Origin of the sequence: Burkholderia sp. BCC1047, from assembly GCF_902833155.1 — a bacterium.
Taxonomy (GTDB): domain Bacteria; phylum Pseudomonadota; class Gammaproteobacteria; order Burkholderiales; family Burkholderiaceae; genus Burkholderia; species Burkholderia sola.
The window spans coordinates 19,037-34,574 of record NZ_CADFEH010000011.1 but is presented as its reverse complement, the minus strand read 5'-3'; the positions used below and the strand labels follow the sequence as shown (position 1 = coordinate 34,574).

Below are 15,538 nucleotides of genomic sequence, written 5' to 3'. Positions count from 1 at the left end.
CCGGGCCTATCGTCGGACAAATACCGGCATCGGCTTGCATCTGCCCGTCATCGCCCATGACCCTTGTTCAACTTAGACGTCGCGTCTGCCCACGGCAAGCGCAACGCGCACGACCTCTTTCGGATCCGGCGACGAGTGCGGCCGAATTATAGCTGGAACCGGTTCCATTGCCAGGGGGTTCAATGCAATTCAGTGCATCGAAATTAGCAACAATGGGAAATTCGGAAGCCGGAATGTGCAAGGATGGCGAGATAGCGGACAGCGTCGCCGGCCGGCGGACGATCAGCTGCGGCGCGCGCGTGTCGCTTTCCGGCGACGTCCGGACAGATGACGGTATCGAGTTGCAGCGCGCTCTGGTAGCCTCCGCATCTCATGAATACCCAGAAAAACAAACAGCCGGCGCCCGATGCGACCGGCATCAGCAAATATCTGAGCTACCTGCTGCGCCACGAGCCGCAGGCCATCGGTCTCCAACTGGACGCCGAAGGCTGGGCCGACATCGACGAACTGATCGCCGGCGCCGCCCGTCACGGACGCCAGCTCGATCGCGCGACGATCGAAAGCGTGTGCGCAACCAGCGACAAGCAGCGCTTCGCGCTGTCGGATGACGGTCAACGCATCCGCGCGGTGCAAGGCCATTCGACGGCCGCCGTGCAGCGCCAATATCCGGCCGCGCAACCGCCCGAGCGCCTCTATCACGGCACGGCGACGCGCTTCCTCGATTCGATTCGCGCGCAAGGGCTGAAACCCGGCGCCCGTCATCACGTACACCTGTCGGCGGACGTCCGCACGGCGCTGGCCGTCGGCGCGCGCTACGGCGTGCCCGCGATCCTCGCAGTCGATGCGCGGCGCATGCATCGGCAGGGCCATACGTTCTTCGTCGCCGAAAACGGCGTCTGGCTGACCGATGCCGTGCCGGCCGAATACCTAGCGTTGATCGACGATACGCGCACGGAGTGAGCCGTGCGCCGGCCGCCGCTCACCACGGCCAGAACATCGACGCGATCGACAACGCCAGCGCCGCGCACAGCGGCGAGTAATACAGCGTGTCCATCCGCGCGAAACGCGACCCGCGAATCCGCTTGAAGAAGCCGACGTAGCGGAAATCGCCGACGGCCCGCACCGCGAAGATCAATGCGAGCGCAACGACCGCGAACGCGATCGTGCAGGGATACGCGTTGCGCCCGAGCCAGCCGGCACGCGCGGCGACCACGCCTGCGCCGCCCAGCAGTGCCGCCGCGACGGCAAGCGTGCCGACGGCAGTCGGCCGCAACAGCGGTACGCCGTCCTGCTCGGGAATCGCCGCGCGCTTGCCCAGCCGCCCGCCGAACCCCCAGTAGACGTGCACGAGCGCGATGGCGCAAAGCGTCGGCACGCTGAAATACGCACTGGTCATGTCGATCGATGTCCTCGTCTCGTTGTGTTGCCGAAAGGATTCGGCACGCGGCCCCGGCCCGCGCCACGCACGACGATACCGAAACCCGGCCACGCGCGCATTGCGACGTCCGGTCGCAACCGGTCGCCGCGCCTGCTGCGCTGCAGTGCGGACGCGTCGTCGCGCAAGCCTGCGGCTTGACTTCCCTCCGCGCGCCACTACGCTGTTATTCCAGTACTGCGATCGGCACGCCGCTGTGCAACCGGCTGCCCGCACGCCGACGATAACGAAGGCCATGGAGGCGACTCATGCTGATCGGTGTGCCGAAAGAGATCAAGAACCACGAATACCGCGTCGGCCTCACGCCGGCCGGCGCGCGCGAACTCACGCGGCACGGCCATCGCGTGCTCGTGCAGCGCGGTGCGGGCACGGCGATCGGCCTGCTCGACGACGACTACACGGCCGCGGGCGCATTGCTCAGCGACGGCGCGGACGAAATCTTCGCGCGCGCCGACATGATCATCAAGGTCAAGGAGCCGCAGCCGGCCGAATGCGCGATGCTGCGGCGCGGCCAGATCCTCTACACGTATCTGCATCTCGCGCCCGATCCCGATCAGGCCGCCGCGCTCGTGAAATCCGGCGCGGTCTGCATCGCCTACGAAACCGTGACGGGCCCCGGCGGCGGCCTGCCGTTGCTCGCACCGATGAGCGAAGTCGCGGGGCGCATGTCGATCCAGGTCGCGGCGACCCACCTCGAAAGCCCGCGCGGTGGCCGCGGCGTGCTGACGGCCGGCGTGCCGGGCGTGCCGGCCGCGCACGTCGTCGTGCTCGGCGCGGGTGTGGTGGGCACCGGCGCGCTGCAGATGGCGGTGGGCCTGGGTGCGCGCGTCACCGTGCTCGACACCAACGTGAACCGGCTGCGCCAGCTCGATCTCGTGTTCGCCAACCGGATCGCGACCGTCTGCTCGAATGCGCATACGGTCGACGAAGCCGTGCGCGATGCCGACGTCGTGATCGGCGCCGTGCTCGTGCCGGGCGCATCGGCGCCGCGGCTCGTCACGCGCGACATGATCGCGACGATGCGCAAGGGGGCGGTCGTCGTCGACGTCGCGATCGACCAGGGCGGATGCTTCGAGACTTCGCATGCGACCACGCATGCTGCGCCGACCTTCGTCGTCGACGGGGTAGTCCACTACTGTGTCGCGAACATGCCCGGCGCGGTCGCGCGCACGTCGACCTTTGCGCTGAACAATGCAACACTCGGCCATGCGCTCGCGCTCGCCGACAAGGGCTGGAAACAGGCGATGCTCGACGATCCGCATCTGCGCGCGGGCCTGAACGTGTGCGACGGCCACATCACGTATGAAGCGGTCGCGCTGGCGCTCGGGCGGCCCTACGTCCCGGCGACCGGCGTACTCGGATGACCTTGCCGGCATGAGTCGAACGCGTCGCGTGCGGCCGCGCCGCGTTCACGCGCCCGTCGACCGACTCCGCTTCGTGCCGCCGCCGGCGCTCGCCTGCAGCGGCCGCAGTTGGGCGAGCGTGCGCGTGTCCAGCACATGATGCCGCGTCAGCCAGCCGTGCCGCGCCCGATCGTCGGAATCTTCCCGGGATCGTCGCCGTTCGCACTCATCGTCGGGATGACGAGGCCATAGCCGGCGATCGTACGCACGCACGACGTCAGAGCGATGCGCGCGGTGTCGTCGCGTAGCGACGCTCGTAGAGCGACTGACAATGCGTGCAGCGTTCGGCGGTCGGGCGCGCCAGCAGGCGCTCGTAGCCGACCGAGCCGTCGCAGTCGATGCATTCGCCGTAACTGCCGTCGCGCATCCGCTGCTGCGCGCGGCCGACCGCGCGCAGCTCGGTCAGCTTCATGCCGATCAACGCATGGTCGACGTCGACGAAGAGGTCCGCGTTCGCCTCGTCGCCCTCGTCCGGCGCCGCGCCGGCAAGCTCCGCATAGGATTCCGACGCGCGCTGGTCTTCGCTCGCGCGGATCTCCGCACGCAACGCCTGCTCGCTCTCGTTCAGCCGCTGCTTCAGCGTCTGCCGTTGTTGTGGGTCGAGCGACATGGCCGTCTCTCCTGTTCCGGGTTCCGCGCGAAACAAGAGCGGCGCGCGGTATCGCACCGGTGCGCGGCGCGCAGGCATGACCTGCGCGGTCGCATCCGGATGGGCGGCCGGACGCGAAACGCCGGACGCATTCGACGCAGGATAAACCCATTGAACACGCGTGTGTTGACCGGAATCAGCGTGCCGTTCACGCAGCGGCAGCGGTGCGGAAACTGGGGACGGACGCGCAATCTCCGCCTTGCGGCGCGTGCGGCGCAGCGCGTCGGCACAACCGCAGCGCAGCAATTTCCCGTGCGGTCGCCGCGGTTCTTTCCGCGCCCGCGGACCGGCATCGCGCGGTCGATACGATCGCTCGCGCAGCGCTGCTGCAATCATTCGGGATCCTCAGAACGCGTTGCGCCCGATGAAGCCGCGCACCACCGTCAGCAGGATGATCTTGATGTCGAACCAGAAGCTCCAGTTCTGCATGTAGAACAGATCGAACTTCACGCGCGCCGCCATCGCCTCGACCTTGCGCGTTTCACCGCGATAGCCGTTCACCTGCGCCCATCCGGTGATGCCGGGCCGCACGCGGTAGCGGTACATGTAGCAGTCGATCAGTTGCCGATACAAGTCGTCGTGTTCGATCGCGTGCGGACGCGGGCCGACCACCGACATCTGCCCGAACAGCACGTTGAAGAACTGCGGCAACTCGTCGAGCGACGTGCGCCGCAGGAATGCGCCGACGCGCGTGATGCGCGAATCGTTGCGCGACGCCTGCCGCACGATGCCCGGCTGCGCGCGATGCACGCGCATCGTCCGGAACTTCAGGATGTCGAACTCGCGGCCGTCGACGCCCTTGCGGCGCTGCCTGAACAGCACGGGCCCCGGCGACGACAACTTGACCGCGATCGCGAGCATCGTCAGCAGCGGCAGCAACGGAATCAGCACGCCGAACGCGAACAGCCGGTCGAACGCGAACTTGGCCCACAGCTCAGGCGCGGAGCGCGGCGTGGTCGCGAGATTGATCGCCGGCATGCCGAGCACGTCGGTCGCGGAGCGATCGACGACCGCCATCTGCCGCACGTCGGGCAACAGCCGCAACTCGACGAACTCGTCGCGCAACTCGCGCACGATGCGCTGGATTCGCCACTCGTGCGACATCGGCAGCGTGAGCCATACCTCGTCGATGTCGCCGCCGCGAATCCGCTCGCGCAACGCGTTCCAGTCGTCGATCACCGGTACGCCGCCGATGCCGCCCGCGGCGGCCGGCGCATCGTCGTCGAATACGCACGCGGCCGCGAACGGGCCGTTCGGCGCGAGCTGCATCCGCTCGATCGCCACGCGCCCGTATGCCGTCGCGCCGACGATGGCGACGCGGCGCTGCCGCGCACGCGGGTCGCCGCGTGTCAGCGCGAGCGCCAGCAGCGCCGCGCGGCCGAGCAGCAGCGCCGTGTCGCCGGCCAGCACCGTGCGCGCGATCCAGCGGGTCGTCACCGTGCCGCCGCGATTCATGATCCACATCGTGCCGGCCACCGTCAGCACGCTCGCACACACCACGGCCACCAGCGTGTGTGTCAACACATGCGCACCGCCCTGCACCGCCACGCCGCCGCGCACGGTGCGCAGGTAGCGCGGCAGCAGCGCCACCGTCAGCACGCACAGCAGCGCGATCGCGCCGCGCTGCGCGTCGGACAGCGCATGCCAACCGAGCCCCGACGCCGCCTGCGCGGCGAGCGCCCCGGCCAGCACGAGCACGGCGTCGGCCGCCGCGATCGCGGCACGCCGGATCGCATTCGTTCCACCGGACATCGACTGCATCGTCACGCACCATGTGCGGGGAATCCGCGGTACGCGTCCGGCATGCGCGGGCGAATCGTCGCCGGCCTCGCATGCTCGCGCGTGCCGAGCAACCGCCGATAGTCGGCGCGAATCAGGCTGTAGCATTCGCACGCGTGATGTTCGAGGCCGTCGCGGTCGAGCACCGTGATGCGGCCGCGGCGTTGCCGGATCAGCCCGGCTTCCTGCAGGTTCCCGGCCGCTTCCGTCACGCCTTCGCGCCGCACGCCGAGCATGTTCGCGATCGTCTGCTGCGTGACGGCCAGCTCGTCGCCGTCGATCCGGTCGTGCGCGAGCAGCAGCCAGCGGCTGAGCTGCTCGCTGACCGAGTGATGCCGGTTGCACAGCGCGCTGCGCGAGATCTGCGCCATCGTCGCCTGGCAGATGTTGAGCAACAGCCGGTAGGTCTGCGCCGACCGCTCGAATTCGGCGCGCATCACGCAACTCGGCACGCGATAGGCCATTCCGCCGATGCGCACTTCGACCCGGCTCGACGCGGCGATACCGCCGACCAGCGTCCCCAGCCCGACCACACCCTCGCGGCCGACCACCGCCACCTCGACCATCGCACCGTCCTCCATCAGGTGCTGCACCGACATCATCGCCGTCGTCGGAAAATGCAGATGACGCATCGGCTCGCCGACCCGGTCGAGCATCCCGACCTTGATCCTGACCAGTTCGAGATGCGGGGCGATGGCGCGGATGCTGTCCTCCGGGAGGGCAGCAAGAATGGCGTTCGCCGAATAGCTCGAGTGAAGATGAAGCATGTCTGTATCCCTTTTATCGTCCGCGCCGCCAGCGGCAAGCACGGAACTCGTTATCGCGATGCGCGCCAGGACATTGACAGCGGTTGCGGCCCACAACCCTGAATCCGACTGATCATCGGCTTGTCAACGCCGAATTGAGTCGACTGCCCCGTTTCGACACGCCAGCCCGAATAAGCGATTTACGTGCCAATAGCCGCCCGTCCTTAATATATGAATCACATCCGATTTAGAGCCCCCGAATAACCGACCCCAAAACCAAAAAAACGTCTCATTTCCGGACACTCCCCCATACGGCGGACACAGCACGCATTCGACTGATCAATTCCCGCGCGCCGGCTCGGGACGCCGGCGTTGCGGTCGCGATGCTTATCGTTCAAATACTTACAGCCGATTTTCAATTGTTTCCGTGATGTGCAGCGCAGCATTTCCCGGCCTCGCCGCACCGCACACGCTCGTTTCAAACTGTCTCAAATTTGAATCGGCACACTAATTCCCGGCTCTGTCCACCACCGCACATATCGCCCGCAAGCAGTTGATATAAATACAAAATCTGGCTGACCCCATTTATTTGTCAAATAATGTTCAATGTCTTCCCGCCACTTTCGCTGTAGGATTCGTCACGTTGTCCGATTGATTCCGGTCGACATAGAATGACAAGCAGGTTCACGATTCCATTTCCGGATGATTAATTCCGGAGAAAGGAATTCTTAAATCGACATAACGTTTGCGCGTAGTCGAAATCGTCAAACTTTGTGAAATGGCAAAAGGGCGAATTGGCCGAATTCAATTGCGTGCTAGCCTTTTTCGCGAGTATCGTCATTCCGTTTTTTGATCAACAAAGTCCGCACGATCGTGCGATTTCCATTCCGGATTCGCCGCAACGACGCGCGACCGCCCACCTGCGAGGATGCGCCGTGACTCATCAGGCCACCGACGCCGTCGCTTATGCGAACGGCATGATCGAGCTTTCCCACAGCTTCGACGCCAACCGGTTTCTCGCGGCCATCGACCGCGACGAACTCGCCACGCTGACGCCCCACCTGCAACTCGTTCACCTGAAATCCGGGCAAGTGCTGTGCGAACCCGGCGAAATGCTCGCCGCCGTCTACCTGCCGGTCACGACCGCGATTTCGCTGCAGTACGTGTCGTCCGGCGGCATGACACTGGAAGTCGCGGAGATCGGCAGCGAAAGCGTGGTCTGCGACGACGTGATCGGTGGCAGCGGCCGGATGCCCTGCCGCGCGGTCGCGTGCCGCGACGGCTTCGTCTACCGGCTCGACCGGCGCGTCTTCGCGACCGCGTTCGAGGCGTCGCCGGTGATCCGCCATCTCGTGTTCGTCTGCGTGCGGCTGCTGATGGCGCAGGTCGCGCAGATCACGTTCTGCAGCCGTCATCACGTGCTCAAACATCAGTTATGCAGATGGTTCCTGCTCGCGTTCGACCGCACGCGCAGCATCGAGATCCAGGTGACGCACAGCATGCTCGCGCAAATGCTCGGCGTACGACGCGAAACGGTCACGGACGCCGCCGGCGAAATCCAGAAGCTCGGCCTGATCCGGCAATACCGCAGCTCGATCGAGCTCGCGGACCTCGACGGCCTCGAAAAAATGTCGTGCGGCTGCCGCGCGATCGTGCGCGACGAGATGAAGCGCATCCTGTCGGCCGACTCCGGCGTGCCGGCCGCGTCGCGCGCGTGATCGGCGCGCCGGCTCGGGGCGGCGCTTCGGCGTCGCCCGCGTGCCGGGTCAGCCGTTTGTAGGGTGGCGAACAGAACGCCGGGGCTGCCGATGGTCTACTGATGCCGGACTGCCGGGGGGATGTCAGCGCTTATCGCGCGTCTGCCCGAGCGGACGACACCACGCACGCCGGAGCAGCACGTGAAAAACGAAATCAGAACCATCCTGAAGCACGTCGCCCACCTCGAAGCCGCGATCGACTCGATCGGCGACGGGGACGACCTCTACGAAGCGGGCCTCTCCTCGCTCGATACGATCCAGCTGATGCTCGCGATCGAAAAGCAGTTCAACATCGAGATTCCCGACGAGATGCTGAACCGCAACCTGTTCCGCAGCATCGACGCGCTCGCGGACACGATCGCCACGCTGCAACGCACCGAGCACTCCGCATGAGCGCGCTGCTTCCCGAACTCGCGTCCGACAGCGATTCGCATCGGCTCGACGAGGCCGCGCATGCCGTCGCGCAGATCGCCGCGCAGCATGCCGATGCGGTCGATCGCGACGCGCGCTGCCCCGTCGAGGCAATCGAGGCGATGCGCGCGCGCCGGCTGCTCGGCGCGATGGTGCCGGCCCATCTCGGCGGCGCTGGCGCGTCGCTGGAAGACATCGCGTCGGCCTGCTCGATCCTCGGCCAGGCGTGCGCGTCGTCGGCGATGGTGTTCGCGATGCACCAGATCCAGGTGGCGTGCATCGTCGACCATGCCGCCGACCAGGGCTGGCACAAGCTGTTCCTGCAGCAGCTCGTGCGTCACCAGTGGCTGCTCGCGTCGGCCACGTCGGAAGACGGCGTCGGCGGCAACCTGCGCGCGAGCCAGTGCGCGCTCGAAATCGACGGCGGCGGGTTCCGGCTGCACAAATCCGCGCCGACGATCTCGTACGGCGACTACGCGGACGGCATTCTCGCCACCGCGCGACGCGATGCGGACGCGCCGGCTTCCGAGCAGGTGCTCGTCACGCTGCTGCGCGACGGCTACACGCTCACGCGCCGCGGCGAATGGGACACGCTCGGCATGCGAGGCACGTGCAGCAACGGCTTCGTGCTCGACGCGCAGGGCGCCGCCGTGCAATGCCTGCCGGTGCCGTTCGCGAAGATCGCCGAGGAAACGATGGTGCCGGTCTCGCACATCCTGTGGGCCGCGGTGTGGATCGGCGTGGCCGGCGACGCGTTCCATCGCGCGCACCAGTTCTTCCGCACGCAGGCGCGCCAGACCGATGGCGCGCCGTCGCCCGCCGCGCGGCGCATCGCCGAATCGCTCGCGCTGATGCAGGCGATGCAGGCGCGCGTCGACAACGTGCTGCGCCTCCACGCGAACGCGTCGGCCCGCTCGTGGTCGGCCGGCATGGCGTGGGCCGCCGAGATCAATACGCTGAAGACCTACGTGTCGGCGACCGCGCTCGAGGTCGCGCACCAGGCGATGATGATCTGCGGGATGGCCGGCTACAAGCAAGGCACGCCGTTCAGCATCGGCCGCCACATTCGCGACCTGCACGCGGCGCCGCTGATGATCAGCAACGACCGCATTGCCGCCAACACTGCGAGCCTGTTGCTCGCGCTGCGTCCCGCGACGCTGGAGAAACATACGTGAACGATCGCCTCGCCGTGCCCACCGCCCCCTCCGTTCCCGCCGACGCACCGCTCGACCGCGCGGGCTTCAATCCGCTGCGCGACGCGCTGATCGATGCGGGCCTGCTGGTCTCGACCGGCATCCAGGGCCTGTTCGGCCGCAGCGAACGATTCGAGCGCGTGGTCGAAGCGCTCGACGCGTTCGTCACGCGCCTCGGCGCCGACCAGCAGGCCGAAGTGCTGCGCTTCCCGCCGGCGATGAGCCGCACCGAGTTCGAGCGCAGCGAATACATGAAGAGCTTTCCGCAACTGGCGGGCAGCGTGCATGCGTTCTGCGGCGACGAACGCCAGCATCAGCGCGTGCTGCAATGCCTCGATCGCGGCGACGACTGGACCGAAAACCAGAAGCCGACCTACGTCGTGATGACGCCGGCCGCGTGCTATCCCGTGTATCCCGTCGTCGCGCGCGCCGGCGCGCTGCCCGCCGACGGCCGGATCGTCGACGTGTTCTCGTACTGCTTCCGTCACGAACCGTCGCTCGACCCGACCCGCATGCAGTTGTTCCGGATGCGCGAGTACGTGCGGATCGGCACGCCCGAGCAGATCGTCTCGTTCCGCGAGACATGGATCGAACGCGGCACGCGGATGATCGACGCGCTGCGCCTGCCGAATGCGATCGATCTCGCGAACGACCCGTTCTTCGGGCGCGGCGGCAAGATCGTCGCGGACAGCCAGCGCGAGCAGAACCTGAAGTTCGAGCTGCTGATTCCGATCGAGCACGACGACCGGCAGACCGCGTGCCTGAGCTTCAACTACCACATGGACCACTTCGGGCTGCTGTGGGACATCCGCACCGCGACCGGCGACGTCGCGCACACGGGCTGCGTCGGCTTCGGCCTCGAGCGGCTCACGCTCGCGCTGTTCCGCCACCACGGCTTCGACATCGACGCATGGCCGAGCGACGTGCGCGACGTGCTGTGGGGCGCGCGATGAGGTTCGTCTCCCGCGACGGCGAAGACGCGTCGTTCGAGGGCGTGCGCCACCGCGCGCGCCACTACCGGCCGCACCCGCTGCACAGTCAGGAGATGGTCTGGAAGCAGACCAACTGCTACGTCGACATGTGGCTCGAGGTGCTCCGCTGGTGGGGCCTCAATCCGTATGCGGCGCTGCCGTTTACGATCGCGCTCGATTTCGAGGGCGACCAGTTCACGTTCTTCAAGTTTCCGCACGACGAACTGGAGCGGCTCTACGGGATCGTCGTGCAGGAGCATTCGATCTACGAGCCGCTCGACCAGCACATCGAGACGCAGGTCGCGCGTGGCCACCTGATGATCGTCGAGGTCGACGCGTGGTTCCTGCCCGATACGCGCGGCACCAGCTACCGCACGCAGCATACGAAGACGACGATCGGCATCGACGCGATCGACCGCGAGAAGCACCAGATCGGCTACTTCCACAACAGCGGCTATTACGTTGCCGAGGATTTCGACTACAACGGGCTCATCGGCGCGAGTTCGCCGATGATGCTGCCGCCGTACGTCGAATGCGCGAAGCGACGCTTTGCGCCGCTCGACGAGCGCGCGCTGTGCGAAGCCTCGCTCGCCGCGTTGCAGCGCCACCTGCGGCGCCTGCCGGTCGTCGATCCGATCGCGGCGTTCCGCCGGCAGTTGCAGACCGATGCGCAGATCCTCGCGGAAGCGCCGCTCGAACGCTTCCACGCATACTCGTTCAATTCGGTGCGGCAGCTCGGCGCGAATTTCGAACTGTTCGGCCACTATGCGCGCTGGCTGCACGCGAGCGGCTGCACCGGGCCGTTCGCCGAGATCCGCGCCGCGTGCGATCGCATCGCGTCCGAAGCGATGGTGCTCGAATTTCGGCTCGCGCGCGCGTGCGCACGCGGCAAGGAAGAACGCGGCGATGCGACGCTCGAAGCGATCGAGGCCGCGTACGCCGACCTCGTCGCGTGCGCGCGGCAGATCGGCGCGCCGCTGCGGCACGTGACGCCCGTGCGCGCCGACGCGGCGCCCGTGCCGGCCATGCGGTGACGCGCGCGCGCACGCTGCCCGCGTGGTCGATGCGGGCGACGGTCGCGGGCGCCGTGCGCGAGCCGCGCGACCTCCCGGCCGACCACGACGGCTGGATCGCGGCGCCGGTGCCCGGCACGGTCGCGCAGGCGCTTGCGCTGGCCGGCCGGCTCGACGAAGCCGCATCGCTCGACGAGCGCGACCACTGGTATCGGCTCGAGCTGCGCGGGCGCGGGCCGCGCATCCTGCGCTTTCACGGCCTCGCGACGCTCGCGCAGGCCTGGCTCGACGACACGCCGATCCACTGCTCGGACAGCATGTTCATCGCGCACGACGTGCCCGTGTCGCTCGACGGCACGCACCGGCTAACCGTCTGTTTCCGCGCGCTCGCGCCGCACCTGCGCGACGCGCGCGCGACGCGCCGTGCACGCTGGCGCACGCGGCTGGCCGAACCGGCCACGCTGCGCACGATCCGCACGTCGCTGTTCGGCCATATGCCGGGCTGGTTCCCGCCGTATGTGCCCACCGGCCCATGGCGGCCCATCGACGTGCTCGATCCGTCCGACGGGCCCATTCTTACCGATTGCAAACTGCATGCACGCGTCGAAGGCGACACGGGCTGGCTCGATGCGGAACTGACGTTCGCCGCGCCGCTGCCCGACATGTTCGCGGCGCGGCTGTCGTGCGGCGAACATCACGCGACGCTCGAACGCGCCGGCGCCGACCGGCTGCGCACGAGCGTCGCGATACCGAACGTGCGCCGCTGGTGGCCGCATACGCACGGTGAACCGGCGCTCTACGAGATCGCGCTGCATATCGGCGATGCGCGCCGGTCGCTGGGCTCGACGGGTTTTCGCACGATCGACGTCGACGCCGGCGCGGACGGCAAGGGTTTCGGACTGCGCATCAACGGCGTGCCCGTATTCGCGCGCGGCGCATGCTGGAGCAGCGCCGCGCCGCTCGCGCTGCACGCGGACGACGCGACCTACGGCCGCCTGCTGGGGCTCGCGCGCGACGCCGGCTTCAACATGATTCGCGTCGGCGGCACGATGACCTACGAGGCCGACGCGTTCCACGCATGGTGCGACCGGCTCGGGCTGCTGGTCTGGCAGGACTTCGGTTTCGCGAACTTCGATTACGCGCTCGACGACCCCGCGTTCGCAGCCAACGTCGATCGCGAAGCGAGCCAGTTCCTGTCGCGTCACGGCGCTTCGCCGTCGCTTGCGGTGCTGTGCGGCGGCAGCGAGATCGCGCAGCAGGCCGCGATGTCGGGGCTCGGGCCGAAGCAGCGCTTCCTCGAGCTGACCGCCGACCGGCTGGCCGGCCACGCGGCCGCGCACCGCCCCGACGTCCCGTACGTGCCCGATTCGCCCGACGGCGGCGTGCTGCCGTTCATGCCGCGCGAACGCGTGTCGCACTACTACGGCGTCGGCGCGTATCTGCGCCCGCTCGACGACGCGCGCCGCGCGGACGTGCGCTTTGCGAGCGAATGCCTCGCGTTCGCGAACGTGCCGGGCGATGCGACGCTCGCGGAGCTCGGCTGGCCGGGCGTGCACGAACCGCGCTGGAAGGCGGCCGTGCCGCGCGACCCCGGCACGTCGTGGGATTTCGACGATATCCGCGACCATTATCTGCAGACGCTGTACGACGTCGTGCCCGACCGGCTGCGGCGCGAGGACCCGGCGCGCTACCTCGAGCTGTCGCGTGCGGTGATCGCGGACGTGATGCGCGAGACGTTTTCCGAATGGCGGCGCACCGGTTCGCGTTGCGCGGGCGCGCTCGTGTGGCAGTTCCAGGACGTGATGCCGGGCGCCGGATGGGGCGTGATCGACGCCGCGCACCGGCCGAAATCGGCGTGGTATGCGCTGCGTCAGGTACTGCAGCCGATCCAGGTGCTGCTCGTCGACGAAGGCTTGAACGGGCTCGACGTGCATGTGGTCAACGAACGCCCGGCGCCGCTGTCGGCCGCGATCGAGCTGGTCGCGCTGCGCGACGGCCGCACGCCGGTCGCGCGGGCCGGCTGCCCGGTGCGGATCGCCGCGCACGACACGGTACGGCTCGGCTCGGCCGAGCTGCTCGGCCGCTTCTTCGACTGGACCTACGCGTACCGCTTCGGCCCCTGCGAACACGATACGGTCGTAGCGACCTTACGCGCCGACGACGGCACGCTACTGTCGCAGGCGTTCCATTTTCCGTCCCGCACGCATCCGGCCGTGCTGGCGCGTCGCGAACCGGGGATCGAGGCATGCGTGTCGCGCACCGGCGCGACCTGGCACGTCGACATCGACACGCGACACGTCGCCCGCCACGTGCAGATCGACGCGCCGGGCTTCATGCCGAGCGACGACTGGTTCCATCTCGCGCCCGGCACGCCGGCACGCATCGCGCTCATTCCTTTGCGAACCGACGGGAAGCCTGCGATGGATGACGACAACGTGCCGCCCACGGTCGAAATCCGGGCCGTCAACGCCGCGCGCGCGGTGCGGGCCACGCAGGCCGGCTGACACGACGCTCGCGGCCGGCGCGAGCGTCATGCTGGCGCATATCAGTCGGACGAGCCCGTTCCGCGCGGTCGCTCGATGCCGTACGCCTCCATCCAGCGATACAGCGTCGCGCGCGACACGCCGAGCTCGCGCGCCGAAGCGGCGACGCGTCCGCGCGTCCGCAATAACGCGGTTTCGATCGCCTCGCGCTCGATCGACTTGCGGATGTCGGCGACCGACGGCGATGCCGCATCGAGACAGTATTCGAGCTCGAGATCCTGCGCGGTGATCAGGCGCCCCTCCGTCATCACGACCGCACGGCGCACGCGGTTGATCAGTTCGCGGACATTGCCCGGCCAGTCGTGCTTGTAGAGCGCCGTGATCGCGTCCGTCGAAAAGCCGCGCACGCGATGGCGCGCATCGCCGCGGAAGCGTTCGAGCATGTGGTGTGCGAGCAGTTCGATATCCTTGCCGCGCGCGCGCAGCGGCGGCTGGTCGATGCGCATCACGCACAGCCGGTGGAACAGGTCGGCGCGGAAACGCCCTTCCTCCATCGCGTCGCGCAGGTCGACGTGCGTCGCCGACACGATCCGGACATCGACCGGCACCGGATCGCTGCCGCCAAGACGATGAATCGAACGTTCCTGCAGAAACCGCAGCAGACTCGCCTGGCTTTCATGCGGCAGATCGCCGATTTCGTCGAGCAGCAGCGTGCCGCCGTTCGCGGCCTCGACGTAGCCGATCTTGCGCGCGTTCGCGCCGGTAAACGCACCGCGCTCATAGCCGAACAGTTCGGACTGCAGCAGATGCGGCGGAATCGCGCCGCAGTTGACCGCGACGAACGGGCCGTTGCGCCGCTCCGAATGACGGTGGATCGCGACGGCCGTGAGTTCCTTGCCGGTTCCCGTTTCGCCGAACACGAACACCGGTGCGTCGGTGCGCGCGAAACGCCGCACCGTATCGAACAGCCGCAGCATCGCGCTGCAGGTGCCGACGATGCCCTTTTCCTCCGATTCGAGCTGTTCGCGATCGCGCGCGAACAGGCACTCCATGCCGTACGCATGGCCGACCGTATCGGCGATCCGCTGGTGCGACGCCGGCAGCGTCACGTAGTCGAAGCAGTAGTCGCGCAACAGCGCGCGCACGTTCGGCGACGCCGTCTGGCCGACGTCCACGAGCGCGACCCAGACGACGTCGCGCATCGACGCGCAGGTCGACGCGATGCTGCCGATCGCATCGGCATGGCCGCCGCTCAGATCGAGAATGCCGCAGGTAATTTCGCCGGACGTGTCGCGCAGGTCGTTCGCATGCGCGACGACCGTCACTTTCCAGTCGCGGCGCGACAATTCCTTTCGCAGCATCACGGACGGCGACTGCGTCCAGTAAATCAGCGGACGCTGCCCGTTACCGCTCCCCGCGCCGGCGCTCTTATCGCGCGTTATTGGCATATTCATAACGAACCGTCACTCTCTGCACTCCGCGAACCGTCCGCGTGCGCTGCGGCCGGCGGCGCATGGCCGCCCTTCCGCGCTGCGTTTCCGCAGCCTTGGCGAAGATCGAAACTGCACACGGCGAAAACCCCCGGAGGTCGAGCCGGATGTCATCCGGCCTCGTTGTCATCGAACTCGAACGGAATGCGCGGCTGCGGGAGCCATGACATTCCGGCTTTGAAGCGACCCGCCGTCAGGCGGGGCACGC

The 15,538-nt window shown here is 67.8% G+C and carries 13 protein-coding genes; 8 read left to right on the top strand and 5 right to left on the bottom strand.

The genetic code is table 11. The annotated features are described in order from the left end of the window. Positions 1-372 precede the first annotated feature (372 nt). The gene (locus HWX55_RS13825) at positions 373-960 is read left to right on the top strand and encodes an RNA 2'-phosphotransferase (RefSeq protein ID WP_175976080.1); all 588 of its coding nucleotides are present in this window, start codon (positions 373-375) and stop codon (positions 958-960) included. Between the two features lie 19 nt (positions 961-979). On the opposite strand, the gene HWX55_RS13820 is transcribed toward HWX55_RS13825, so the two are convergent. Next, the gene (locus HWX55_RS13820) at positions 980-1,396 is read right to left on the bottom strand and encodes a DUF3995 domain-containing protein (RefSeq protein WP_175976079.1); all 417 of its coding nucleotides are present in this window, start codon (positions 1,394-1,396) and stop codon (positions 980-982) included. Positions 1,397-1,683: 287 nt separating this feature from the next. On the opposite strand from HWX55_RS13820, the gene ald reads away from it, so the two are divergent. After that, the gene (ald, locus tag HWX55_RS13815; protein ID WP_175976078.1) at positions 1,684-2,799 is read left to right on the top strand and encodes an alanine dehydrogenase; all 1,116 of its coding nucleotides are present in this window, start codon (positions 1,684-1,686) and stop codon (positions 2,797-2,799) included. A gap of 256 nt (positions 2,800-3,055) precedes the next feature. Here the strand turns inward: ald and HWX55_RS13810 are convergent, their stop codons facing one another. The 3 genes from HWX55_RS13810 to HWX55_RS13800 all read right to left on the bottom strand — a co-directional run bounded on the left by HWX55_RS13810 (position 3,056) and on the right by HWX55_RS13800 (position 6,033). Beyond that, positions 3,056-3,448, bottom strand: a complete 393-nt coding sequence (locus HWX55_RS13810; protein ID WP_069616397.1) for a TraR/DksA family transcriptional regulator — start codon at positions 3,446-3,448, stop codon at positions 3,056-3,058. Between the two features lie 384 nt (positions 3,449-3,832). Next, positions 3,833-5,239 carry an undecaprenyl-phosphate glucose phosphotransferase gene (locus HWX55_RS13805; protein WP_175976077.1) on the bottom strand — a complete coding sequence of 469 codons (1,407 nt, stop codon included), beginning with the start codon at positions 5,237-5,239 and terminating at the stop codon, positions 3,833-3,835. Between the two features lie 11 nt (positions 5,240-5,250). Then, complete coding sequence (locus HWX55_RS13800; RefSeq protein ID WP_175976076.1) at positions 5,251-6,033, bottom strand: Crp/Fnr family transcriptional regulator; 783 nt, start codon at positions 6,031-6,033, stop codon at positions 5,251-5,253. A 914-nt stretch (positions 6,034-6,947) separates the two neighbouring features. Here HWX55_RS13800 and HWX55_RS13795 point away from each other — a divergent pair. From HWX55_RS13795 to HWX55_RS13770, 6 genes are all read left to right on the top strand, one after another. Beyond that, a complete protein-coding gene (locus HWX55_RS13795; RefSeq protein WP_175976075.1) occupies positions 6,948-7,730 on the top strand; it encodes a Crp/Fnr family transcriptional regulator in 783 nt (260 codons plus the stop codon). 180 nt (positions 7,731-7,910) lie between these two features. Continuing rightward, complete coding sequence (locus HWX55_RS13790) at positions 7,911-8,162, top strand: acyl carrier protein (RefSeq protein ID WP_006490451.1); 252 nt, start codon at positions 7,911-7,913, stop codon at positions 8,160-8,162. Further along, entirely contained in the window at positions 8,159-9,355 is a 1,197-nt protein-coding gene (locus HWX55_RS13785) for an acyl-CoA dehydrogenase family protein (RefSeq protein WP_175976074.1), read from the top strand. The genes HWX55_RS13790 and HWX55_RS13785 overlap by 4 nt, the downstream gene beginning before the upstream one ends. Further along, entirely contained in the window at positions 9,352-10,326 is a 975-nt protein-coding gene (locus tag HWX55_RS13780) for an amino acid--[acyl-carrier-protein] ligase (RefSeq protein ID WP_175976073.1), read from the top strand. The genes HWX55_RS13785 and HWX55_RS13780 overlap by 4 nt, the downstream gene beginning before the upstream one ends. Continuing rightward, positions 10,323-11,378: a DUF1839 family protein gene (locus tag HWX55_RS13775; RefSeq protein WP_175976072.1), complete on the top strand. Its 1,056-nt coding sequence runs from the start codon at positions 10,323-10,325 to the stop codon at positions 11,376-11,378. The genes HWX55_RS13780 and HWX55_RS13775 overlap by 4 nt, the downstream gene beginning before the upstream one ends. Next, the gene (locus tag HWX55_RS13770; protein WP_175976071.1) at positions 11,375-13,861 is read left to right on the top strand and encodes a glycoside hydrolase family 2 protein; all 2,487 of its coding nucleotides are present in this window, start codon (positions 11,375-11,377) and stop codon (positions 13,859-13,861) included. Before HWX55_RS13775 ends, HWX55_RS13770 begins: the two co-directional genes overlap by 4 nt. Positions 13,862-13,902: 41 nt before the next feature. Here HWX55_RS13770 and HWX55_RS13765 read toward each other — a convergent pair whose 3' ends face one another. Continuing rightward, positions 13,903-15,294, bottom strand: a complete 1,392-nt coding sequence (locus tag HWX55_RS13765) for a sigma-54 dependent transcriptional regulator (protein ID WP_175976070.1) — start codon at positions 15,292-15,294, stop codon at positions 13,903-13,905. Positions 15,295-15,538 lie beyond the last annotated feature (244 nt).

Coding starts and splice junctions, on each gene's coding strand:
- HWX55_RS13825 (WP_175976080.1), top strand. CDS start 373: ATGAATACCCAGAAAAACAAACAGCCGGCGCCCGATGCGACCGGCATC.
- HWX55_RS13820 (WP_175976079.1), bottom strand. CDS start 1,396: ATGACCAGTGCGTATTTCAGCGTGCCGACGCTTTGCGCCATCGCGCTC.
- ald (WP_175976078.1), top strand. CDS start 1,684: ATGCTGATCGGTGTGCCGAAAGAGATCAAGAACCACGAATACCGCGTC.
- HWX55_RS13810 (WP_069616397.1), bottom strand. CDS start 3,448: ATGTCGCTCGACCCACAACAACGGCAGACGCTGAAGCAGCGGCTGAAC.
- HWX55_RS13805 (WP_175976077.1), bottom strand. CDS start 5,239: ATGTCCGGTGGAACGAATGCGATCCGGCGTGCCGCGATCGCGGCGGCC.
- HWX55_RS13800 (WP_175976076.1), bottom strand. CDS start 6,033: ATGCTTCATCTTCACTCGAGCTATTCGGCGAACGCCATTCTTGCTGCC.
- HWX55_RS13785 (WP_175976074.1), top strand. CDS start 8,159: ATGAGCGCGCTGCTTCCCGAACTCGCGTCCGACAGCGATTCGCATCGG.
- HWX55_RS13775 (WP_175976072.1), top strand. CDS start 10,323: ATGAGGTTCGTCTCCCGCGACGGCGAAGACGCGTCGTTCGAGGGCGTG.
- HWX55_RS13765 (WP_175976070.1), bottom strand. CDS start 15,294: ATGAATATGCCAATAACGCGCGATAAGAGCGCCGGCGCGGGGAGCGGT.